This window comes from Pseudomonas sp. CNPSo 3701, assembly GCF_028674975.1.
GTDB lineage: Bacteria > Pseudomonadota > Gammaproteobacteria > Pseudomonadales > Pseudomonadaceae > Aquipseudomonas > Aquipseudomonas straminea.
Genome location: NZ_JAQZSI010000004.1, coordinates 207,775 through 229,523 on the forward strand (window position 1 = coordinate 207,775; position 21,749 = coordinate 229,523).

Consider the following 21,749-nt stretch of genomic DNA (forward strand, 5'->3'; position numbering starts at 1 on the left):
GCTAGCGCAAGGCGAGCTGCATGTGCGTGGTTTGCCAGACTGGATCGGCTTCGACATCCAGTACCTCGAAATCCTGCCGCTCCCAAAAACGGACGGCGCCCGGCAAAAAGGGATGGGTGTGCAGGTAGAGCATTTCTACGCCCTGGCTGACGGCGTGCTCGCGCAGGTGACGACATAGCCGTGCGGCCAGGCCAGTGCGTCTCAAGGCCGGTGCCACGAACAGCCGCACGATCTCCACCGTGCGCACGCCCCGGTAGTCGAGCTGGGCGAAGCGGTGGTCGTATGGCAAGTAGCCCACGGCCGCGACGATGTCGCCTGCGCAGCGTGCCAGCCAGAAAGCGCCCGCCTCGCCCTGCACGTAAGTCTCGGCAAAACGCTGCAGGTCGGTCGGTAGCACGCTGTTATCGAGCATCGGGAAGATCTCGGCGCGGGCTGCCATCACGAAACGAATCGCCTCGTCGATGTCCGCTGTGCTGGCTCGGGCTATCTCTATGCGGGAAGTCGTCATCGTTGAACCTGAAGCAGCCAAACGCCTGCCTTGAAAGGCTGCGCAACATAGCGCGCGCCTCTAGCGCCGCACAAGCACACGCACATTGCAGGCAGCTGGGGCACCAATGGCCCGCCAGCTTGTCACTGCAAGCCTGGCGACGGGAATCGGCGCGACATTTGTCCTTGAGCCCCGCCGCCGTTCTCGTTATAAGTCCCGCTAATTTTCCAAGGCCCATCAGGCAGACCATGAGCCAAGCTGATCTCCTCGACCAAGACCCCGTGTTCCAGCTCAAAGGCAGCATGCTGGCCATCACCGTGATGGAGCTGGCGCACAACGACCTGGCCCGCCTCGATGCGCAACTCGCCGAGAAGGTCGCCCAGGCGCCCAACTTCTTCAGCAATACGCCGCTGGTCCTGGCCCTCGACAAACTGCCGCGCGAGGAAGGTGATCTCGATCTTGGCGAGCTCATGGCCCTGTGCCACAAACACGGTCTGCGCACACTGGCCGTTCGCGCCAGCCGCGAGGAAGACATCGCCGCCGCCAATGCTCTGGATCTGCCGGTACTGCCGCCGTCCGGAGCCCGCGAGCGGGTCATCGACCCGGCGCCCAAACCGGTCGAGCCGCCCAAGCCGGTGGAACCCGAGGTCAAGCCGACCCGCGTCATCACCAGCCCAGTGCGCGGCGGCCAGCAGATTTACGCCCAGGGCTGCGACCTGGTGGTGCTGGCCCCGGTGAGTGCCGGTGCGGAACTTCTCGCCGACGGCAACATCCATGTCTACGCGCCAATGCGTGGCCGGGCATTGGCCGGCGTCAAGGGCAACCGGCAAGCACGAATTTTCTGCCAGCAGATGGGCGCCGAACTGCTCTCCATCGCCGGCCAATACAAGGTTGCCGAAGACCTGCGCCGCGACCCGAACTGGGGCCGCGCCGTGCAGGTCAGCCTGATGGGCGACGTGTTGAACATCACCCGTCTTTAACGGATACTGCCCGGCACTTTTAACTGTCACACAGGGCCCTCGAACGCCTCTGGGCGGGCTGTCAAAACAATCATCGGTCACCCCTGGCGAGCATCACGCACGCCGCAGCCGAGCGATTCTTTCGACAGACCGCCAATAGCGGCAGGTTCCTGCTTTTATTCATTTTTAGGGTGAATCACCTTGGCCAAGATCCTCGTAGTCACTTCCGGCAAAGGTGGCGTCGGTAAAACCACCACCAGCGCTGCCATCGGTACCGGTCTCGCTTTGCGCGGCCACAAGACCGTCATCGTCGACTTCGACGTCGGCCTGCGTAACCTCGACCTGATCATGGGCTGCGAACGCCGCGTGGTTTACGACTTCGTCAACGTCGTCAATGGCGAAGCCACCCTCACCCAGGCCCTGATCAAGGACAAGCGTCTCGAGAACCTCTACGTGCTGGCCGCCAGCCAGACCCGTGACAAGGATGCCCTGACCCAGGAAGGCGTCGAGAAGGTCATCGCCGAGCTGTCGCAGAACTTCGAATACGTGGTCTGCGACTCGCCGGCCGGTATCGAGAAAGGCGCCCACCTGGCCATGTACTTCGCCGACGAAGCCATCGTGGTCACCAACCCGGAAGTTTCCTCGGTACGTGACTCGGACCGCATGCTGGGCCTCTTGGCCAGCAAGTCGCGCCGCGCCGAACAGGGCGGCGAGCCGATCAAGGAACACCTGCTGCTGACCCGCTACAATCCGGAGCGTGTCACCAAAGGCGAAATGCTCGGCGTGGAAGACGTCGAGGAAATCCTCGCCATCCGCCTGCTCGGCGTGATCCCCGAATCCCAGGCGGTGCTCAAGGCTTCCAACCAGGGCGTGCCGGTGATCCTCGATGACCAGAGCGATGCCGGCCAGGCGTACAGCGACGCCGTGGATCGCCTGCTCGGCAAGGAAGTGGCGCACCGCTTCCTCGATGTTAAGAAGCAGGGCTTCCTGCAACGCCTATTCGGAGGTCGCGAATGAATATTTTCGACTTCTTGCGTTCGCGCAAGAAGGAAACCACAGCCTCCATCGCCAAAGAGCGCCTGCAGATCATCGTTGCCCACGAACGTGGCCAGCGCACCCAGCCCGACTACCTGCCTGCCCTGCAGCAGGAGCTGGTCGAGGTGATCCGCAAGTACGTCGCCATCGATTCGGATCAGGTGCAGGTCGCCCTGGAAAACCAGGGCAGCTGCTCGATTCTGGAATTGAACATCACCCTGCCGGATCGTTAAACGAACCAGCAACGAAGCCTGAACGAGATGGCGGCCCTGGTGGCCGCCATTTTGCTGTCACAAGCCTGCCTGTGGGAGCGGATTTATCCGCGAGTTCTTATAGGCCAAGCGCATCGCGGATGAATCCGCTCCCACAGAATCTGTACACGCCTATGCCGCTCAGCCAAATCGAAATCGTCCACCAGGATGCCGCCCTGCTGGTGATCAACAAGCCCACCCTGCTGCTCTCGGTGCCCGGCCGCGCCGAGGACAACAAGGATTGCCTGGTCACCCGCCTGCAGGAAAACGGCTACCCTGAGGCGCGCATCGTGCATCGCCTGGACTGGGAAACCTCGGGGCTGATCGTGCTGGCGCGTGATGCCGACAGCCACCGCGAGCTGTCGCGCCAGTTTCACGACCGCGAAACCGAAAAGGCCTACACCGCACTGTGCTGGGGCTCGCCCGAAGGCGACAGCGGTAGCATCGACCTGCCCCTGCGCTACGACCCGCCGACCAAGCCGCGCCACGTGGTCTGCCACGAACACGGCAAGCACGCCCTGACCTTCTGGCGCGTACTGGAACGCCACGCCGAACACGCCCGTGTCGAGCTGACGCCGATCACCGGCCGCTCCCACCAGCTGCGTGTGCACATGCTGTCCATCGGTCACCCACTGCTCGGCGATGGCCTGTATGCCCACGAACGAGCCCTGGCCGCCTACCCGCGCCTGTGCCTGCACGCCAGCATGCTCACCCTCACCCACCCGCAAAGCGGCGAGCGCCTGCGCTTCGAGTGCCCGGCACCGTTCTGATAAGCACCCGCCAGCCAGGGCAACTCAATGCCCGCGAAAGCATCACGGGCATGGCCTGGGCATCCCGCCTGCTCCCACGGGGGAAATGCACTTAGTCGAGCGACCAACGGTCACGCCGAAGCACTTAAATAGAACACATAAGTCGTGGTGGCACATTGACCAAAAAGTTCAGTAAATAACCCCATATCTTGTGTTTATGCGAACCTGAGAAACCACCCGGCAAAAGCCCTAAAAAAATCTACCTGCGACATAAATGCCCAGCCTTGCGCGAGCCCCAGCAACCATGGGCATTTGCGCCACTTACCCCGGCATAACCCACAGATTTATCCACAACCCAAAGGGCTTGCCTTGCTGCCCACACCGCACTATCTTGTATCCCCAGTTCGCCAGACCCCTATATGTTGGGTTTCTGGCCAAAATGGACCCAAGCACAAATGTGCTGATGAAGTCCATGGCCCAAGCCCTTTTTTGCCAGGGTGGCGGCAACTCGGATACAGCGGCAGCGAACGAGCCGATCGTTCGTGCCACACGCAACACCAGAGGCTGCGCCCACACTACATCTAGTGGCCGCTTGCAGCAGGAAGCACCAGTTAACGCCAGGGATGAAGCGTTCCGGCAATCGAACAGTACCGACCGCCGCTGAGCCGCACGCCAGCCGGTCCATCACCGCCTTTTTGCAACACCCTGCTGCCCACCTCGTGCAGGCGCAGGCTTTGTCGATTGGAATGAAAGCCAGGTACCACGTCGATCAGCGACGGAATGCTACAACCCGAAAATTTCATTGATCATGGAGACCTTCATGCACACCGACACCACTCGTGAGAACCCTCAGGCCAATGTGCCTCAGGGCGACGCCCCTCAGGATCTGGCCGCTACCGCGCCGGGCCAACTGCGTGTGATCAAGCGTAACGGCACCGTGGTGCCTTACACCGGTGACAAGATCACCGTGGCCATCACCAAGGCGTTTCTCGCAGTGGAAGGTGGCAACGCCGCCGCTTCGTCGCGCATCCATGACACCGTCGCGCGCCTGACCGAGCAGGTCACCGCGACCTTCAAGCGCCGCATGCCGTCCGGCGGCACCATCCACATCGAAGAGATCCAGGACCAGGTTGAGCTGGCCCTGATGCGCGCTGGCGAGCAGAAAGTTGCCCGCGACTACGTGATCTACCGCGAAGCCCAGGCCAACAAGCGCAAGAACGCCGACGCCGGCAGCGCCATTGCCGAGCCGCACCCGAGCATCCGCGTCACCCTCGCCGACGGCAGCCTCGAGCCGCTGGACATGGGCCGCCTGAACACCATCATTTCCGAAGCCTGCGAAGGCCTGCTGGAAGTCGACGGCGCGCTGATCCAGAAAGAAACCCTGAAGAACCTGTACGACGGCGTGAACCAGAAGGACGTCAACACCGCCCTGGTGATGACCGCCCGTACTCTGGTCGAGCGCGAGCCGAACTACAGCTACGTCACCGCCCGCCTGCTGATGGACAACATCCGCGCCGAGGCCCTGGGCTTCCTGGGCATCGCCACCAGCGCTACTCACCACGAGATGGCCGAGCTGTACGCCAAGGCCCTGCCGGCCTACGTCGAAGCCGGTGCGAAGTTCGAGCTGCTCGACCCGAAACTCAAGGAATACGACCTGGAGAAGCTGGGCAAGGCGCTGAACCACGAGCGCGACCAGCAGTTCACCTACCTGGGCCTGCAGACCCTGTTCGACCGCTACTTCATCCACAAGGATGGCGTGCGCTTCGAGCTGCCCCAGGTGTTCTTCATGCGCGTGGCCATGGGCCTGGCCATCGAAGAGCCGAAGAACCGTGAAGAGCGTGCGATCGAGTTCTACAACCTGCTCTCCTCGTTCGACTACATGGCGTCGACTCCGACCCTGTTCAACGCCGGCACCCTGCGCCCGCAGCTGTCGTCGTGCTATCTGACCACCGTGCCGGACGACCTGTCGGGCATCTACGGCGCCATCCACGACAACGCCATGCTGAGCAAATTCGCCGGCGGCCTGGGCAACGACTGGACCCCGGTGCGCGCGCTGGGCTCCTACATCAAGGGCACCAACGGCAAATCCCAGGGCGTCGTGCCCTTCCTCAAAGTGGTCAACGACACCGCCGTGGCGGTCAACCAGGGCGGCAAGCGCAAGGGCGCGGTCTGCGCCTACCTGGAAACCTGGCACATGGACATCGAGGAATTCCTCGAGCTGCGCAAGAACACCGGTGACGACCGTCGTCGTACCCACGACATGAACACCGCCAACTGGATTCCGGACCTGTTCATGAAGCGCGTCTTCGAAGACGGCAAGTGGACCCTGTTCAGCCCGAGCGAAACGCCGGACCTGCACGACCTGACCGGCAAGGCCTTCGAAGAGCGCTACGAGTACTACGAAGCCCTGATCGAGTACGGCAAGATCAAGCTGTACAAGACCATCCAGGCCAAAGACCTGTGGCGCAAGATGCTCTCGATGCTGTTCGAGACCGGCCACCCGTGGCTGACCTTCAAGGACCCATGCAACCTGCGCAGCCCGCAACAGCACGTGGGCGTGGTCCACAGCTCCAACCTGTGCACCGAGATCACCCTGAACACCAACAAGGACGAGATCGCGGTCTGCAACCTGGGCTCGATCAACATGGTCAACCACATCGTCGACGGCAAGCTGGACACCGCCAAGCTCGGCCGCACCGTGAAGACCGCCGTGCGCATGCTCGACAACGTCATCGACATCAACTACTACAGCGTGCCGCAGGCCCGTAACTCCAACCTCAAGCACCGTCCGGTCGGCCTCGGCCTGATGGGCTTCCAGGACGCCCTGTACCTGCAGCACATCGCCTACGGCTCCGACGCCGCGGTGGAGTTCGCCGACCGCTCAATGGAAGCGATCAGCTACTACGCCATCCAGGCTTCCTGTGACCTGGCCGACGAGCGCGGCGCCTACGAAACCTTCGACGGTTCGCTGTGGAGCAAGGGCATCCTGCCGCTGGACTCCCAGCAGATCCTCATCGAAGCCCGTGGCGCCAAGTACATCGACGTCAACCTGGACGAAACCCTGGACTGGGCGCCGATCCGTGAGCGCGTCAAGAAAGGCATTCGTAACTCGAACATCATGGCCATCGCGCCGACCGCGACCATCTCCAACATCATTGGCGTGTCGCAGTCCATCGAGCCGACGTACCAGAACCTCTACGTGAAGTCGAACCTCTCCGGCGAATTCACCGTGATCAACCCCTACCTGGTTCGCGACCTCAAGAACCGCGGCCTGTGGGACCCGGTCATGGTCAACGACCTGAAGTACTACGACGGCTCCGTGCAGCAGATCGAGCGCATCCCGCAAGACCTGAAAGACCTGTACGCCACCGCCTTCGAAGTCGACACCAAGTGGATCGTCGATGCTGCCAGCCGTCGCCAGAAGTGGATCGACCAGGCGCAATCGCTGAACCTGTACATCGCTGGCGCTTCGGGCAAGAAGCTCGACGTGACCTACCGCATGGCCTGGTACCGTGGCCTGAAAACCACCTACTACCTCCGTGCCCTGGCCGCCACCAGCACCGAGAAGTCCACCATCAACACCGGCAAGCTCAACGCCGTGTCCAGTGGTGGCGACCAAGGCCTCAGCGCCGCCCCGGCTGCCGCACCGGCCACCCAGGCCTCCCCTGGCCCGGCTCCGGTTCCGAAGGCTTGCGCCATCGACGAGCCGGACTGCGAAGCCTGCCAGTAATGGCCTAGCCGGCTGCAGCCACTGCAGCCGGCACCGATAACCCAAGAGCCGGGGTACAGCCCCGGCCTCTGATAATCAGCCGTAGCGCTCTGCGTGCACCGCAAGCTACCGACCGATTAGCCACAATCCACACAGGCCGGCCCTTCGCCGGCCTCTCGAGCAGGAGCCCCACCATGCTGAGCTGGGATGAATTCGACAAGGAAGACGGCGCCGAAGCCGCCTCCCCCGCCAAGAACACCGCTGCACAGGCCCAGGCCGGTGCCGACATGAGCCTGGAGAAACTCAACCAGGTCGGCGGCAATGCCGCCCTCGAAGCTCGCGCCGTCGACGCCAGCGACTCCGCTGCCGTAGCCCGCGCCAAACAAGCCCTCAACGACCTCGACATCCAGGAAGGCCTGGACGAGCTCGAAGGCAGCTCCGCGCGCGTGGAAGTCGGCGACAAGCAGATGATCAACGCCCGCGCCGACCTCAACCAGCTCGTCCCCTTCAAGTACGACTGGGCCTGGCAGAAGTATCTGGATGGTTGTGCCAACCACTGGATGCCCCAGGAAGTGAACATGACCGCGGACATCGCCCTTTGGAAGTCCGCCGACGGCCTGACCGAAGACGAGCGCCGCATCGTCAAGCGCAACCTGGGCTTCTTCTCCACCGCCGACAGCCTGGTTGCCAACAACCTGGTACTGGCCGTGTACCGCCTGATCACCAACCCCGAATGCCGCCAGTACATCCTGCGCCAGGCCTTCGAGGAAGCGATCCACACCCACGCCTACCAGTACTGCATCGAATCGCTGGGCATGGATGAAGGCGAAATCTTCAACATGTACCACGAGATCCCGAGCGTCGCGAAGAAAGCCTCCTGGGGCCTCAAGTACACCCGCTCGATCTCCGATCCCAAGTTCGAAACCGGCACCCCGGAAACCGATCGCCAGTTCCTCAAGAACCTGATCGCCTACTACTGCGTACTCGAAGGCATCTTCTTCTACTGCGGCTTCACCCAGATCCTCTCCATGGGCCGCCGCAACAAGATGACCGGCACCGCCGAGCAGTTCCAGTACATCCTGCGTGACGAGTCCATGCACCTGAACTTCGGCATCGACATGATCAACCAGATCAAGATCGAGAACCCGAGCCTGTGGGACGCCACCATGAAGGACGAGGCGACCCAGATGATCCTGCAGGGCGCCCAGCTGGAAATCGAATACGCACGCGACACCATGCCGCGCGGCGTACTGGGCATGAACGCCGCGATGATGGAGGACTACCTCAAATTCATCGCCAACCGCCGCCTGACCCAGATCGGCCTGAAGGAAGAATACCCAGGCACCACCAACCCGTTCCCATGGATGAGCGAGATCATGGACCTCAAGAAGGAAAAGAACTTCTTCGAGACCCGCGTGATCGAGTATCAGACTGGTGGGGCTTTGAGCTGGGATTGATGTCAGTTTGAAATCACGCTAGATTCACCCAACACCTGCCATGGATGTTGGGGTTGAAGCTTAATAAGAAGCCCCGCTTAGTGCGGGGCTTTTTATTGGAGCAGAACAATGTCAACTGTGAATCTGGACGCATTAGTACAACGCGAAGATTTCGAGGTACAAACTGATGGCGATGAAGCCCCTATTCAGCAAACTATCCAAGTAAGGGATCTGGAGAAGAGCGCATTCTTCTATGGCGCATTAAGAAAACCAGATTTCCAAAGAGAAACTTCTGAATGGGAGCCGAAAAGGGTAGCAAACCTTATCAAGACCTTTATCGACGGGGAATTAATACCCGCGGTGATCTTGTGGAAAAACCGAGATTTATTGTTCGTCATTGATGGCTCGCACAGACTAAGCGCTCTAATCTCATGGGTTCAAGATGACTATGGAGACGGCAGCAGGTCGCAAGATTTCTTCAGCAACTCAATCCCGGAAGACCAGATAAAAATCGCACAAAGAACAAGAGAGCAAATAAATAAAGAGATAGGCTCTTACGCAGACCACAAACGGGCAATCGAGAACCCCAATGCCTTTGATCCTGAAATTGTGGCTCGAGCAAGAAGGCTCGGCAGCTTGGCTCTCCAATTACAATGGGTTCGAGGCGACGCAACCAAAGCGGAGTCGTCATTCATTCGAATAAATCAACAGGCGGCGATGATTACACCGCAAGAGCTCGAATTAATAAAAAGCCGAAACAAACCAAATGCGATTGCAGCCAGAGCAATTATTCGCAAAGGCACAGGGCACAAGTATTGGTCTTCCTTCTCTGAATCGGCCCGAGGAAAAATTGAGAAACTCGCAAACGAAATCCATGAATTAATATTTGACCCAACGCTTAGATACCCAATAAAAAGCCTTGACCTTCCGCTGGGAGGAGCAGTCTATTCATCCACAGCCCTTCGAATGGTATATGACCTTGTGTGTATCTCCACAAACTCATACACACCTCCAGACGATGATAATGGACAAAAGACCATTGACTATCTCACTCGAACCAAACGAGTCACACAGCTAATTCTGAGCAACCACAGCTCATCCCTTGGCCTACATCCCGCCGTCTACTTTTATAGCTGGACAGGAAAACAACAATCAATATTGCTACTAATAATAGTTCAGCTGGCAATAAAATTAGAACAAGAGAAAAGACTTCCAGAATTCATTTCCGCAAGAAAAAACCTAGAAGAATACTTAATAAACAACCGAGCCCTACTCAACCAAATCATCAGAAAATTCGGAACAAAGACCTCAGGATCAAAGCACTTACTAAGCTTCTATGAGGATATCATCAGACTAATCCATCAAGGCCACACAGAAGAATCCATAACCAATGAGCTTATAAAAAATCCCGCTTACAGCTACTTACAGCCAAGTGAAACCCCTTACGACGGAGTCACCGCCACCAAGTTCTCGACACAGGTAAAGTCCGGACTTCTAATGCGTGAGCTAATTCAAACCGCATCCAAATGCGCAATATGCGGCGGGCTTGTTCCTCATCAAGCCATTTCCATCGATCATAAAAAACGCAGGCGCGATGGTGGGAGTAATAGCGCGAATAATGCACAAGTAACGCACCCATTTTGTAACACGGGCATAAAGGGCTAACAGTCTTATCAGAAAAAAGGGGACAGATTTATTTTCTCCGTCGTCCTCTCCTACCGTTTTCGCCCTTACGGCGAGTCACTTTCTCTTTGCTCGCGCGAAAGAGAAAGTAACCAAAGAGAAAGCGCGCCCGACATCCGGGTTTCGCTACGCTCAACTTCCCTCGCTCCGGCACTGCTCCGAGGGTCGTCACGGTGGGCCTTCCCTGGCCCATCGTTCCTCGTTTGGCATCCATGCCAAACGCCCCTTCCACAGCACCTCCACTCGGCCTCCTGACGGGATTCGGGGATCGCGGTGTTTGAGCGTTGATCGTTCCCACGCTCCGCGTGGTAACGCAGCCCTCGACGCTCTGCGTCGATCACTACCAAGTACGACGCTGAAACTCATATCTGCCACCGGCCAAAAGCTGGACGCGGAGCGTCCCCAAAGGCGTTGCCACGCAGAGCGTGGGAACGATCGTATTCTGCTCTGCTTGGTACTGGGTCACCGATCTCGCAGGCGACATCAAGCGCCCCGTCAGGAGGCCGAGTGGAATCGTTGTGGAGGGGGTTGAGCGGCATGGATGCCGCGAGAGCCGCGATGGGCCAGGGATGGCCCTTCGCGGCGTGCCCCTGGAGCAATGATGGAGCGAGGGAACCCGACGAAGGCGGGCCGGATGCCAGGGGCAAGCCCTCTTGGTTACTTCTGGGGCGCTTGCCAGAAGTGACCCGCTGTAAGAGCGGAACCGGTATCGGCAGCAACATCGAAGCGGCGAGTTCACACCGAAAGAAAGTGTCCGCCCAGCCACCGCAATGGTGGATGAAAAAAGCGTCGGCTACGCGCCCGATCCACCCTACGTATTCAGGCCAGCAAACGGTCAATCAACGCCTGCTCATACTCATTGAGAGGCTGATCCTCATAGAGCTTGTCGGAGGCCGCGACCAAGGCCCGCCCCTCGACTTCACGCCCACTGTCGCCATACACATGGCCAAGGTTCTCCAGCGACTGCAGGTTGCCGTGCTGCGAGAAGGAAATCAGGTACCAGCGCTCGGCCGCCTCCAGCTCGCCCAGGCGGTGATAGGCCACCGCCAGGTTGTGCTGAGCGTAAACGTGGTCGGATTGCAGGGCTTGCAACAACGCCTGCTTGGCCTGCTGGTAATCCTCGAGCTGCAGATACAGCAGGCCGAGGTTGTTGTAGCCATCGAAATTGCCCAGCTCGGCGGCGCGCCGGTAGGCCTGCTCGGCCTGCGGGTAGCGCTCGGCGTGCAGGTGCACATCACCGAGCAGGTTCAGGGCCTCCGGGTGATCGTGGCGCACGGCGTTGTCGAGGTGCTCGACGGCGGCGTCGTAATCGCCGTCTTGGTAGGCCATGCTGCCAAGGTAGAAATGGCTGCGGGGACAATCGTGCTCGGCGGCGGCCTTCTGGAAGTACTGACGGGCGGCGTCGTGATCACCTTCCTGAAAAGCCATGGTGCCAAGGTTGTAATGGCTGCCGGGATAATCGTGCTCGGCGGCTTTCTGGAAGTATCGACGGGCAGCGTCGAGGTCATCTTCCTGGTAGGCCATGATGCCGAGGTTGTAGTGGCTGCCGGGATAATCGTGCTCGGCTGCCTTCTGGAAGTGTCGACGGGCGCCGACTCGATCTTCACGCGCCAGGCTCACCGCGCCAACGCCGTTCATCCAGCGCGGGTCGGCGGGACACGCCTTGGCAAGGGTCTGGAAGCACTCCAGCGCGGTGTCCAGGTCCTGCTCGCGAAACGCGGCCCATGCCTGCTCATTGAGGGCAGTCGCCTGCTCGTCACTGAGCGTCTTTTTCTTCGTGAACCACATGGTGTTTCCTGCCTTGCAAGGGCCGGCCATTCTAAGGGCGCGTATAGAAGCCAAACAAGGCAATGGCTCTGCTGGGCCGGTTTGGGCAATGCCCGCTGGGGCCAGGTGCAGCGGGCAAGCCGCGCCGGCGCAAGCCCCGCCTATCAGCAGCCTGGCCCCGAAGCAGACGCAGCAGCACCGAGGGTGGATGAAAAGAACGCCAGCGATGCGCTCCGTTACACCTATCGGTTAGTCCCGCGTGCAAACCCGCAAACGATGCCCATCGGGATCAAGCGCGACGAAAGTCAGGCCAAACACGGCACGCGCCAGCGGTTGCTCGATACTGACGCCAAGCGCCTGCCAGCGAGCATAGAGCTGCTCCACTTGCGCCTCGGTCTCGACCATATAGCCGACTTCGAAGCGGTGCCCGCTGCCAGCAGAACGAAAATTGGCAGCCTGCTGGGACCAGAGCCCGAGGCTCAATTGGTCATTCAGCGCGAACGCCACATAGTTAGGGAAGCTGTCCGTGGGCGCCTGCTGCAGCACGCCTTGGTAGAAGGTGCTGCTGGCCGCTGGGTCGGCGACATAGAGAATAAGCAAGTTGGGATGACTCATGGCCTGGCTCCTTTTGAATGAAGGCCCAGCCTAGTCGACACTACTGACAGTTCCTGTCAGCATGGTGCCGATGAACCGTACCGAACGATTGATGCATCTACTCCAGCTACTGCGCTGCAAACGCCTGCCGGTCAGCGGGCAGGTGCTCGCCAACGAGCTACAGGTAAGCCTGCGAACGCTGTACCGCGACATCGCCACCCTGCAACGACAGGGCGCCGATATCCAAGGCGAGCCTGGCATCGGCTATGTGCTCAAGCCCGGCTATATGCTGCCAACGCTGATGTTCACGCAGGTGGAACTGGAGGCGCTGATACTGGGCCTGCGCTGGGTGCAGCGCAGAACGGATCCAGCCCTGGCGCAGGCCTCGCAAACGGTACAAGGCAAGTTGCGCACAGTGCTTGGTCAACAGACGCTGCAGCAGCTGGAACAGGCGGCGCTATTCGCCGGCCCCGGACAGGACGACAGCGATGGTGCCACCGCGGAGCTGCTGCGCGAGGCGATCCGTGACGAGCGCAAGGTGCTGATCGACTATGCCGACAGCAAGGGTGCCGTGACCCAACGTACCCTACAGCCCGTCGCCCTCGGTTATTTCGACGGTTTCAGGATTCTCGCCGCCTGGTGCGAACTGCGCGGCGAATACCGGCATTTTCGCCTGACTAACATCAGCAGCCTCAGCTTCTCGTCGCAGCGCTTCGTCGGCCAAGGTGGCTGGCTGCTGGCACGCTGGCGGTCAGACAATCTCAAACGTGGCGTGGTGGTACAGCCATAAGGCGATGCCCATGGCTGCGAGACCGTGGGCAGGGAAACCCTTTCCGCGAGCCTTCCACAACCCCCTCTTTAACGAAACCATTGCACCGATATATCGCTGTGGATGAAAGAGCGTCGGCTACGCGCCCCGATCCACCCTACGTGACTGAGCATGAAAACGATCAATCGGGCTTCTGCCCCTTGCCCTTCTTCTTGGCAATCACCTTCATCCGCGCCGCCGCCTTCTGCACGGTGGCCATCTTCTCCGGCCGCTTCATGCCCCGCCACTTGCGGATTTCCTCCCGCGTGCGCCCGCAGCTCACGCACATTTCACTGTTGAGCTGGCACAGCGACACGCAGGGGTTTTCAATGTCCTTGGCCACGTTTGCCCCTTGCCGGCTGCTCGACCGAAAACGCCACGTGCTCATTGATGCGGGCCACGCTGATGCCTACGGCCTCGAACGCGGCTTGGGTCAGCGCCAGCATCCTGGCCTTGTCAGCGCTGGCCAGGGCACTCACCTTGCTGGCTTCGCTGTCGAACATCCAGGTGACGAGCAGGCTCGATGCCTGCATATTTTCGTTTCGACGCTGCCATAAGGCCCTTCTGGATCAATGCTCGATGCGGCGCCATGTTACCCGAGACGGCACACCCATAGGCCTTCGGCACCAACGCCCGCCGGCCCCACGGGTTACAATGCCGCCCGCCGTTTTTACCAAGAGCCCGCCCGATGTTCACCCTCACCCACCTCGACGCCCCGCCACCCGAGTCCCTCAAAGCCCAGGTGCTGCAGATGGTGGTGGACTACTTCAGTGATATCAGCCCGGTGCCGCTGACGCCCAGCAACCCGCTGTTCCAGCTGTACCAGTACGTGATCGGCTTTGAGGTGCACCTGTACCTGCAGGCCATGAACGGCGAAGCCGATAGCCCGACGCACCTGCTGCTGGCCCTGGACGATCAGGACCCCGCCGTGGTGCTGGGATTCGCCCTGTACCTGCCCAGCCAGGACGACGCCGAGGCCTGCACCCTCGCCTACATGGCGGTGGCCGCCAGTCATCGCCGTCGCGGTATCGCTCGCGCCATGCTGCAGCGCATCAGCGAGCGTCACCCGCATCAGGAGCTGGCCTGCGTCGCCGGCAAGGTGCCGACCTTCGAGGCCATGGGCCTGCAGGTGCTCGCCGCGCAAGGGCCGCAGGTGCTGATGAACACCCGGGACCAGCGCTCCGATGGCCTGGTGGTCGTGCAAGACTTGGCACCGGTGTTTCAGTCCACCGAAGTGCGGCAGATCCACGCCTACCTGCTCAAGCAGCACGGCAAGAAGGCCATGAGCGAGGCCGAGAAGCAGCGCGACTATCACCTGGACCAACTGGCACACCAGGCGCGTCAGCTGGTTGCCGAGCGGCTTACGCCGACGCTGCACTGACGCGCTCACGCACTAAAGGCGCCTTTGTGAAGTGGATCACTCACGCGCTGAGGTGAGCCGTCAGAATCTGCAGCAGTACCTACTTCAGGAAGCAACGATGTTCAACGATGAACGATTTCCATCTCGAGTCTTGGAAAGGATACGGCCTGCTTTGAAGTATGCAGCTGCTTGCGTACTGGTGGTAACACCCCTCTGCTCAGCTATAGCGGGCGATGATCAAATAAAGGGCGAAAGCCAATATCGAGAAGCAGTGAAAATGCTGGAATCAATACAGGGAACGCTTAACTCTGTAGCCATTAAGATGCATGCAGGTGCAGATCCCGCACAGTTCGATGAAGAAAGGGAAGCTGTCAGACCGGTACTCGCCGCCGTCATAGAGAAGCTGCAGGAGGCATCCGACTTTGGCCATCCGGTGGCTCAATATCGCTTCGCCTCGCCAGAGTTCTCGTTCCGACGGGATAGGGAAGGCAACTGCAAATTATTAAGTAAAAGCGCTGACCAGGGCTTTGCACCTGCAGCGGTTCAGTTTGCGGTATGCAGTCCCTTTGAAAGCAAGTCACACCGGGTAGCGCAACTGAAAAAAGCAGCAGCCAATATAGAGCTCTATGCAGCGTACTACCCTCAACCTGCAGTTCAGCTGTTATGCGTATCAAAGCCCCCAGTGCGCTCATTGTCGCAGTTGGGACAGAAAGAGGATTATCTGGCTGAAATTTACCTGATGCTCGCTCAGCTATCAGGTAGACGTACGCCGGAGGGCATTCAATATTTCAAACAGGCTGTAGCTGCCAATGGCTGTGCATATGCCGCAAAGCGCCTTGAGCATCTGCAGCCTTCAACGCGATAACAGAAAGAACGAATACCGCACAGCCAGAATTCCTGCGCACCTAAATAATGCTCAGCATCGGCCTCTATCTACACCGGGCAAGCCAGGGAAATCGCCTATGGACATCCGCTTTCTGACCTTCCCCGATTTTCACAGCGTGTATTTCTATCGCTCGATCACCCTGGCGATTCTGGTGGCGATTGGCGGCCTATTGCTGTTCAAGGCATCGGCCATGCGGCTGCCCGAACTGCTGCTGGTTGGCGGCTGTTTGCTGCTGATGGGTTGGCGATTTGCGCTGGAATGGCGGCGGTTGAGCAAGGCCGCGCCAGCCTCTATTCACAACGATGAACTGGTTATTGGCGGCGAAGGCGATCACCGGCAGATCCCGCTGAGCAGCGTGCGCTCTGTGACTTCGAAGCACAGCCTGTTTATGGTACGGCGCTATCGCTCGTGGACCGAGCATCTGGCCTTCGTGGAATTCACCCTGCACAACGGCGAGCGCCTTTACACGCTCGCCGAAAGTGCGGTGTTCGAGTCGCCGGCTGCGAAACGTAGCCTGGCGGCGATTCAGGCTGCTGTTATGGCGGCCAAGGTGAAAAGTGCAGCGGCTGACAGCTCTGCAGCGCTGGCCAGGTAAACCTGTGCCGCGCGGGTTCCAAGGCGCTCACCCAGACAGCCGTTTCAGCCGCGGATCAGGCTTGAGGCCGGTGAAAGATCGCGGCTGAAGCCGCTCCCACGGATCAGTAGGCGTTCTCGCTAAAGGCGCGCTAGCGCTTCACACAGACGAACAGCGCATTCCCGGCTCCATCGCCGAGCGGCAGGATGCGCTGGTAGTCATGCTCCAGCACATGCACCTCGAAGTGCGGCTCGAGCAGCGCCTCAAGCTCGGCGAAGCTCACCGCGACCATGGGGTGTTCGTCGTGCCAGGTCTGGGTTTCGTCGCCCTCGGTCTTTTCGATGCGCAAGCGCAGGGCCTGGCGCTCGCCCTCGCCGCTGTAGTGCCAGCCGGAGCTGAAGGTGAAGTGCCCGGCATCGCTCTGCACGGCGTGCGAGGCGAACAGGCGGTTGTCGATGCGCGTGCGGTCGACCGCGTTGAAGCAGAACAGTCCGCCGGGCTGCAGGGCGCGGTGCACGCTGGCGATACAGTCGGCAAGCCGCGCGCGAGTGGCGCTGTAGTGCAGCGAGTAGAGAAAGCAGGTGATCAGGTCGAATGGCTCGTCGCTGCTGAACGTGCACATGTCCTGTACGGCGAAGTGCGCCTCGGGACAGCGAATGGCGGCCTTGTCGAGCATCGGCTGGTTGATGTCCAGCCCACCGCTCTGAAAGCCCGCATCGAGAAAATGCCGCACGTGGGGCCCGGTGCCGCAGGCCAGGTCCAGGTGGCGCAGGCCGCCGTTGCCGAACAGTTGCTGCAGGCGCTGGACGGCATCGCTTTGCGCCCGGTAGTCGATATCAGCGCACATCAGATCGTAGTAGTCGGACAGGTCCGTGTAGAGAGCATTGACGGGCATCGGGACCTGACCATGACGGGGGGTGTTTTCGAGGGTGGCGGATCATAGCCGAAATCCCGTCCCATGGTCATTCGCAGGACCAAATGGACGGTTCGATGTGCGGATAAACCAGCGTGATGGCCGCCCCACGCCAAAGGCCATGCAGGGCCGAATGGCAGCATACGCCGCGCTGGCGATCCATTAGACTGCCCGGCAAAATGGCGCCCCGCTGCATATTTCCCCTCGCTCGGTCCCAGTCGATGCCCAAGGCTCACACCTACCTGCTCCGCTACCCGTCTGCCAGCCTGCTGTTCGTGCAGTTGCTGGGCATCGTGCTCTACCCCTTCATGGAACAGCTCTCCGAGGGGCGCGCCATCGTCGGCGCCTTCGGCATCGTGGTGCTGGCGATGTCGCTACGCATGGTGCGCAGCAGCCCGACCATTCAGTGGATCGCCTTTACCCAGGCAGCGTGCATCCTGGCCCTGACCGTGGCCGTGGAGTTCGAGAGCAACACAGCGCTGTCGGTCCTCTTGGCGGGCCTGGAATCGAGCTTCTATTTCTACGCGGCGGGCGGCCTGATCGCCTACATGATGGAAGACGAGCGCGCCAGCACCGACGAGCTGTTCGCGGTCGGCGCCACCTTCACCTTGCTGGCCTGGGCCTTTGCCCACGCCTTTTCGGTGTGCCAGTTGATCAGCCCCGGCAGCTTTGGCGCACAGATCAATCCCGACGCACAGCGCACCTGGGTGGAGTTGCTGTATCTGAGCTTCGCCACGCTTTCGGGCGTTGGCCTGAGCGACATCATCCCGCTGCGCCCTTTTGCCCGCGCACTGGTGATGCTCGAACAATTCGCTGGCGTGATGTACATCGGCCTGGTGGTCACGCGGATGATCAGCCTGACGGTCAGGCCGAAACGCAGCTGACGCCATTAGCTGCATTTTCACAAAGCGTGGCTATGCTCGAAGCCATGCCCCATCACTGCCGCAAGCCGATAGACCGTAACCCAGCACTGCAAGGAAAGGCCGATACCCCGTGGCGCTCGATCCCCTGACGCTGTTGACGATGACCATTGCCCTGGCGCTGGCGGCAGCGCTGTACCTGGCGGTGGAGTGGCGCACCGTGCGTGAGCCGGCGCTGCTGTTGTGGAGCGCCGGCTTCGCATTGATCAGCGTCGGTTCGACCCTGGCGCTGCTACGCAGCAGTGGCCTGCTGGTGATCGGCATCTGGTTCGCCAACGGCCTGCTGATCATCTCGCACGGGCTGTTCTACGCCGGTGTGGCGCGCTTTACCGAAACTAAACTGTCGCGTGCCTGGCTGCTGGTCGCCGCCATCTGGCTGGCGACGCTGCTGTTACCGGAAGGCCCGCAATGGTCGAAGACCATGCTGCTGGTCAATTCGCTGCTGATCGCGCTGATCACCATCAGGGCCAGTTTCTTGCTGCGGCCCAGAGGCAAGTCATTCGGTGCCGGCGCCGCGCAACTGCGGTTCGTATTGCTGGGCCATGGGTTGTTCTATATCGCCAAGGCCATTCCGGTGCTGGTGCCCGGCACGCTGATCGACCTGGCCTCGTTTCACGGCCTGATCATTCAGATTTCCCTGGTCGAGGGCGTGATGGCGCTGATGCTGATCGCCCTGTCGATGACCGGCACCGTGCGCATCCGCCGCGAGCAACGCATCGAACGCCTGGCCGCCCGCGACCCGCTGACCGCCATGTACAACCGCCGCGCCCTGGAGGCCCGGGCCCCGCACCTGCTCAATGCCGCCTCCCCCACCAGGCCGGGCGCGTTGCTGCTGATCGATATCGACAACTTCAAGCTGGTCAACGACCTGCATGGTCATGCGGCTGGCGATCGCCTGCTGGTGGCCTTGGGTGAAATGATTCGTGTGGCGCTGCCCGAAGGCGCGCTGGCAGCGCGCCTGGGCGGTGACGAGTTCGTGATTCTGCTCAAGAACGCCTCGACCGCGCAGATCGTCGAGCTGGGCGAAGCGCTGCGCGAGCGCTTTCGGGTGATTGCCGCCGAGGGTTTCGCAACGCCCGAAGCGGTCACCCTGAGCGTCGGCGCCAGCCTGTTCGATCAGCCGCCGGCCAGCCTGGCGGCGCTGATCGAACAAGGTGATGTAGCGTTGTACGCGTCCAAACGCGGCGGGCGTGACAGCATCCGGCTGGTGGATCGCACCGCCAGCGCTCAACCGCTGGCGGGTTGAGCGCCGTCAGCACCTGGTTCAGCTGAACATACTGTCATCGTCGAAGAAGTCCGAGCTGTCGAAGGCATCGGTGTCGATGTCGCTACTGTTGGAATACGACGTGTCAGCGAAGTTGTCGCCCATGGGCGTGTCGTCCAGGCCGTTGGCGAAGCTGTCCTGCATGGGCGCGTCTTCGCGGATCACCTCGACGATTTCCTGAGGCTGATTGTGGTGGAACATATTGGTGAGCAGATCCGCCACCATCACCCCGCCAGCCACGCCCGCCGCGGTTTGCAGGGCGCCACGCATAAAGCCGCCGCCCTGGGCGGTTGGTGCAGCGCCGGGCATGGCCGCTGGCGCAACCGGTGCGGCTTGTGCAGCAGGCGTGTTCTGGGAAAAGCGCGTTTCCCCCCAGCCAGCTGGACGTTGGCTCGCCTGCGGCACGTTGGCTGGCTGAGCACCGCCGAACAGGCCGGAAAGGAAACCACCACTGCCGGAACGCTGGCGCTGGGCGTCGGCAGCCTGGGCTTCCAGTTCACGCACGCGCTGGTCCAGACGCTTGATGGCCGCTTCCTGAATCAGCAGCGCCTGGGCCATGTAATACGGCGCGGCAGGCTGTCGGGTCAAATGGCTCTTGATCTGCGCTTCGGCTTCGCTGTCGCGCAGCCCGCCCTCGTGCTCGGCCTCTTGCAGGCGAGTGAACAGGCCATCGATCAGGGTTTGCTCTTCGGAATTCATGATTGCCTCGCTTGAGCCACGGAGAAATGCACGTCCCTGTTCAAGGTGCCGCGCGGCGCCCGGCGCCGCTGAAACGAGATATTGGAGTGGATCGCAAAATTACAAGTTCCGGGCTGGCCGCAGAAACGTAGCGCCCGTTCTGCCAGCCTTGAATGGCTCGTAGCGAGGTCGTAAACACCCTCTCAGGCGGCGCGTCTGGGCAGGCCAACGCCCCAAAGTGGGGCGATCATCCAGGCAACGGTTAAATAACGACAAGGAAAGCCGGGATGAAAGATTCAGCGCGCGGCCTGCTGCTGGTCACCAGCGGTATCGTGCTGCTCAGCTTCGATGGCCTGCTGGTGCGTCTGGTACAGGCCGATGGCTGGAGCATCGTGTTCTGGCGCGGGCTGCTGATGTTCATCGCTCTGGGCGCCTTCTCGCTGTCGGCCCACAGCCGCGCGAGCCTGCGGGCCAAGCCGCTGCCCAGTGCCGTGTCGGCGGTGCTGCTGGCGCTGATCTCGCTGTTCTTCGTGCTGGCGATCATCCACACCAAGGTTGCCAATGTGGTGGTCATCCTCAGTACGGCGCCGTTGTTCGCCGCGCTGTTCACGCGCTTTTTCCTTCAAGAAGCCGTGGCAGTGCGTACCTGGCTGGCCATCGGCGTGGCGACGCTGGGCATCGTGCTGGTGTTCGCCGGCTCCTTCAGCGCCAGCGATCTGCTGGGCAACGGTTATGCCCTGCTGTCGTCGGTAGCGCTGGGCGCTAACCTGACCCTGCTGCGCCGCCATTCCAGCCTCGCCCGCATGCCGCTGATCGCGCTGGGCGGGCTGGTCGCCGCGCTGATCGCCCTGCCCAAAGCGCAGCCCTTCGGCCTTGATCAGACGAGCTACCTGGCGCTGGGCATCATGGGGCTGATGCAAATGCCGGTGGCCACCCTGCTGATCAACAGCGCGACGCGCTACCTGCCATCCGCCGAGGTGGCGCTGTTCTATCTCCTTGAAAGCGTGCTGGGCACCCTGTGGGTCTGGTACGTCCTGAACGAGGTGCCGGCCCAGGCCACGCTGTACGGCGGTGCGCTGGTGATCGCAACGCTGGTGGTGCACGCCGGCATCACCCTGCGCGCCCGCCCCGCTCTGCCAGCCTGAGCGTGAATACACACGCCCATGTCGACCCCAGACAACCGGGCCACCCACTCGCCCCCTAAGGTGAACCACCTTCGTCCAACACCAGGAGCCGTTCATGGCCAACAAACCGATTACCGTTCTGCGCGACACCCAGCCCATGCCCGTGGTCGATGCCTGCAAATGGGAACGCATCGAGGGCGACCCGCACACCGTCAACCTCAACGCCTACACCAGCGACGACGGCAGCAAGATCATGGGCACCTGGATCTGCACACCCGGTAAATGGCGGGTCGAGTACGTGAAGTGGGAGTACTGCCACTTCCAGGAAGGCTATTGCATCATCACCCCAGACGGCATGGCACCGATCCATCTCAAGGCCGGCGACATCTTCGTCGTCGAGCCAGGCATGAAAGGCACCTGGGAAGTGGTCGAGACAGTACGCAAGTACTTCGTGTTCGCCTGACCCTACCGTGCGGCCACGGTCAGTGCGGTGGCCGCACACAAGTCATCAGACGACCACTATTTTCTTGACGCTTAGCACCTCAATTCAAG

At 60.9% G+C, this 21,749-nt stretch carries 22 protein-coding genes; 15 read left to right on the forward strand and 7 right to left on the reverse strand.

What is annotated here, in order from left to right:
- Position 1 precedes the first annotated feature (1 nt).
- On the reverse strand, positions 2-508 hold the full coding sequence (locus PVA39_RS13300) for a GNAT family N-acetyltransferase (RefSeq protein ID WP_274124451.1): 507 nt from the start codon (positions 506-508) through the stop codon (positions 2-4).
- A gap of 227 nt (positions 509-735) precedes the next feature.
- On the opposite strand from PVA39_RS13300, the gene minC reads away from it, so the two are divergent.
- From minC to PVA39_RS13335, 7 genes are all read left to right on the forward strand, one after another.
- Positions 736-1,467, forward strand: coding sequence for a septum site-determining protein MinC (minC, locus tag PVA39_RS13305; RefSeq protein ID WP_274124452.1), 732 nt, complete (start codon positions 736-738; stop codon positions 1,465-1,467).
- Positions 1,468-1,647: 180 nt separating this feature from the next.
- Entirely contained in the window at positions 1,648-2,463 is an 816-nt protein-coding gene (gene minD, locus PVA39_RS13310) for a septum site-determining protein MinD (RefSeq protein WP_013790889.1), read from the forward strand.
- Positions 2,460-2,714, forward strand: coding sequence for a cell division topological specificity factor MinE (minE, locus tag PVA39_RS13315; RefSeq protein ID WP_013790888.1), 255 nt, complete (start codon positions 2,460-2,462; stop codon positions 2,712-2,714). The genes minD and minE overlap by 4 nt, the downstream gene beginning before the upstream one ends.
- Positions 2,715-2,866: 152 nt before the next feature.
- On the forward strand, positions 2,867-3,502 hold the full coding sequence (locus PVA39_RS13320) for an RluA family pseudouridine synthase (protein ID WP_147178023.1): 636 nt from the start codon (positions 2,867-2,869) through the stop codon (positions 3,500-3,502).
- A gap of 799 nt (positions 3,503-4,301) precedes the next feature.
- Positions 4,302-7,211 (forward strand): ribonucleoside-diphosphate reductase subunit alpha, encoded by a 2,910-nt coding sequence (locus tag PVA39_RS13325; RefSeq protein WP_274124453.1) that lies wholly within the window; start codon positions 4,302-4,304, stop codon positions 7,209-7,211.
- A gap of 173 nt (positions 7,212-7,384) precedes the next feature.
- Entirely contained in the window at positions 7,385-8,647 is a 1,263-nt protein-coding gene (locus tag PVA39_RS13330; RefSeq protein ID WP_274124454.1) for a ribonucleotide-diphosphate reductase subunit beta, read from the forward strand.
- A gap of 108 nt (positions 8,648-8,755) precedes the next feature.
- Entirely contained in the window at positions 8,756-10,291 is a 1,536-nt protein-coding gene (locus PVA39_RS13335; RefSeq protein WP_274124455.1) for a GmrSD restriction endonuclease domain-containing protein, read from the forward strand.
- Between the two features lie 837 nt (positions 10,292-11,128).
- Here the strand turns inward: PVA39_RS13335 and PVA39_RS13340 are convergent.
- A complete protein-coding gene (locus PVA39_RS13340) occupies positions 11,129-12,097 on the reverse strand; it encodes a tetratricopeptide repeat protein (protein WP_274124456.1) in 969 nt (322 codons plus the stop codon).
- Positions 12,098-12,325: 228 nt separating this feature from the next.
- Positions 12,326-12,691, reverse strand: coding sequence for a VOC family protein (locus tag PVA39_RS13345; RefSeq protein WP_274124457.1), 366 nt, complete (start codon positions 12,689-12,691; stop codon positions 12,326-12,328).
- Positions 12,692-12,782: 91 nt separating this feature from the next.
- Between PVA39_RS13345 and PVA39_RS13350 the strand changes: the two genes are divergently transcribed.
- On the forward strand, positions 12,783-13,460 hold the full coding sequence (locus PVA39_RS13350; protein ID WP_274124458.1) for a helix-turn-helix transcriptional regulator: 678 nt from the start codon (positions 12,783-12,785) through the stop codon (positions 13,458-13,460).
- Positions 13,461-13,620: 160 nt separating this feature from the next.
- On the opposite strand, the gene PVA39_RS13355 is transcribed toward PVA39_RS13350, so the two are convergent.
- Complete coding sequence (locus PVA39_RS13355; protein WP_274124459.1) at positions 13,621-13,821, reverse strand: DUF1289 domain-containing protein; 201 nt, start codon at positions 13,819-13,821, stop codon at positions 13,621-13,623.
- Positions 13,805-14,011 (reverse strand): hypothetical protein, encoded by a 207-nt coding sequence (locus PVA39_RS13360; RefSeq protein WP_274124460.1) that lies wholly within the window; start codon positions 14,009-14,011, stop codon positions 13,805-13,807. The genes PVA39_RS13355 and PVA39_RS13360 overlap by 17 nt, the downstream gene beginning before the upstream one ends.
- A gap of 155 nt (positions 14,012-14,166) precedes the next feature.
- Here PVA39_RS13360 and PVA39_RS13365 point away from each other — a divergent pair, with 155 nt between their 5' ends.
- From PVA39_RS13365 to PVA39_RS13375, 3 genes are all read left to right on the forward strand, one after another.
- Positions 14,167-14,859: a GNAT family N-acetyltransferase gene (locus tag PVA39_RS13365; protein ID WP_274124461.1), complete on the forward strand. Its 693-nt coding sequence runs from the start codon at positions 14,167-14,169 to the stop codon at positions 14,857-14,859.
- A gap of 97 nt (positions 14,860-14,956) precedes the next feature.
- Positions 14,957-15,703, forward strand: a complete 747-nt coding sequence (locus PVA39_RS13370; protein ID WP_274124462.1) for a hypothetical protein — start codon at positions 14,957-14,959, stop codon at positions 15,701-15,703.
- A complete protein-coding gene (locus PVA39_RS13375; RefSeq protein ID WP_274124463.1) occupies positions 15,660-16,319 on the forward strand; it encodes a hypothetical protein in 660 nt (219 codons plus the stop codon). Before PVA39_RS13370 ends, PVA39_RS13375 begins: the two co-directional genes overlap by 44 nt.
- Before the next feature lie 130 nt (positions 16,320-16,449).
- Here PVA39_RS13375 and PVA39_RS13380 read toward each other — a convergent pair whose 3' ends face one another.
- Complete coding sequence (locus PVA39_RS13380; RefSeq protein WP_274124464.1) at positions 16,450-17,193, reverse strand: class I SAM-dependent DNA methyltransferase; 744 nt, start codon at positions 17,191-17,193, stop codon at positions 16,450-16,452.
- 239 nt (positions 17,194-17,432) lie between these two features.
- On the opposite strand from PVA39_RS13380, the gene PVA39_RS13385 reads away from it, so the two are divergent.
- Positions 17,433-18,095, forward strand: a complete 663-nt coding sequence (locus PVA39_RS13385) for an ion channel (protein ID WP_274124465.1) — start codon at positions 17,433-17,435, stop codon at positions 18,093-18,095.
- A gap of 109 nt (positions 18,096-18,204) precedes the next feature.
- A complete protein-coding gene (locus tag PVA39_RS13390; RefSeq protein ID WP_274124466.1) occupies positions 18,205-19,377 on the forward strand; it encodes a GGDEF domain-containing protein in 1,173 nt (390 codons plus the stop codon).
- A gap of 18 nt (positions 19,378-19,395) precedes the next feature.
- Here the strand turns inward: PVA39_RS13390 and PVA39_RS13395 are convergent, their stop codons facing one another.
- Positions 19,396-20,094: a DUF2076 domain-containing protein gene (locus PVA39_RS13395; protein ID WP_274124467.1), complete on the reverse strand. Its 699-nt coding sequence runs from the start codon at positions 20,092-20,094 to the stop codon at positions 19,396-19,398.
- Between the two features lie 266 nt (positions 20,095-20,360).
- Between PVA39_RS13395 and PVA39_RS13400 the strand changes: the two genes are divergently transcribed.
- Positions 20,361-21,218, forward strand: a complete 858-nt coding sequence (locus tag PVA39_RS13400; protein WP_274124468.1) for a DMT family transporter — start codon at positions 20,361-20,363, stop codon at positions 21,216-21,218.
- A gap of 94 nt (positions 21,219-21,312) precedes the next feature.
- Entirely contained in the window at positions 21,313-21,660 is a 348-nt protein-coding gene (locus PVA39_RS13405) for a cupin domain-containing protein (RefSeq protein ID WP_027904635.1), read from the forward strand.
- Positions 21,661-21,749: the final 89 nt, after the last annotated feature.

Excerpts from the sequence above, each read along its gene's own strand:
- PVA39_RS13300 (WP_274124451.1), bottom strand. The coding sequence starts at position 508 with ATGACGACTTCCCGCATAGAGATAGCCCGAGCCAGCACAGCGGACATC.
- minC (WP_274124452.1), top strand. The coding sequence starts at position 736 with ATGAGCCAAGCTGATCTCCTCGACCAAGACCCCGTGTTCCAGCTCAAA.
- minE (WP_013790888.1), top strand. The coding sequence starts at position 2,460 with ATGAATATTTTCGACTTCTTGCGTTCGCGCAAGAAGGAAACCACAGCC.
- PVA39_RS13320 (WP_147178023.1), top strand. The coding sequence starts at position 2,867 with ATGCCGCTCAGCCAAATCGAAATCGTCCACCAGGATGCCGCCCTGCTG.
- PVA39_RS13325 (WP_274124453.1), top strand. The coding sequence starts at position 4,302 with ATGCACACCGACACCACTCGTGAGAACCCTCAGGCCAATGTGCCTCAG.
- PVA39_RS13330 (WP_274124454.1), top strand. The coding sequence starts at position 7,385 with ATGCTGAGCTGGGATGAATTCGACAAGGAAGACGGCGCCGAAGCCGCC.
- PVA39_RS13335 (WP_274124455.1), top strand. The coding sequence starts at position 8,756 with ATGTCAACTGTGAATCTGGACGCATTAGTACAACGCGAAGATTTCGAG.
- PVA39_RS13340 (WP_274124456.1), bottom strand. The coding sequence starts at position 12,097 with ATGTGGTTCACGAAGAAAAAGACGCTCAGTGACGAGCAGGCGACTGCC.
- PVA39_RS13345 (WP_274124457.1), bottom strand. The coding sequence starts at position 12,691 with ATGAGTCATCCCAACTTGCTTATTCTCTATGTCGCCGACCCAGCGGCC.
- PVA39_RS13350 (WP_274124458.1), top strand. The coding sequence starts at position 12,783 with ATGCATCTACTCCAGCTACTGCGCTGCAAACGCCTGCCGGTCAGCGGG.
- PVA39_RS13360 (WP_274124460.1), bottom strand. The coding sequence starts at position 14,011 with ATGCAGGCATCGAGCCTGCTCGTCACCTGGATGTTCGACAGCGAAGCC.
- PVA39_RS13365 (WP_274124461.1), top strand. The coding sequence starts at position 14,167 with ATGTTCACCCTCACCCACCTCGACGCCCCGCCACCCGAGTCCCTCAAA.
- PVA39_RS13370 (WP_274124462.1), top strand. The coding sequence starts at position 14,957 with ATGTTCAACGATGAACGATTTCCATCTCGAGTCTTGGAAAGGATACGG.
- PVA39_RS13375 (WP_274124463.1), top strand. The coding sequence starts at position 15,660 with ATGCCGCAAAGCGCCTTGAGCATCTGCAGCCTTCAACGCGATAACAGA.
- PVA39_RS13380 (WP_274124464.1), bottom strand. The coding sequence starts at position 17,193 with ATGCCCGTCAATGCTCTCTACACGGACCTGTCCGACTACTACGATCTG.
- PVA39_RS13385 (WP_274124465.1), top strand. The coding sequence starts at position 17,433 with ATGCCCAAGGCTCACACCTACCTGCTCCGCTACCCGTCTGCCAGCCTG.
- PVA39_RS13395 (WP_274124467.1), bottom strand. The coding sequence starts at position 20,094 with ATGAATTCCGAAGAGCAAACCCTGATCGATGGCCTGTTCACTCGCCTG.
- PVA39_RS13400 (WP_274124468.1), top strand. The coding sequence starts at position 20,361 with ATGAAAGATTCAGCGCGCGGCCTGCTGCTGGTCACCAGCGGTATCGTG.
- PVA39_RS13405 (WP_027904635.1), top strand. The coding sequence starts at position 21,313 with ATGGCCAACAAACCGATTACCGTTCTGCGCGACACCCAGCCCATGCCC.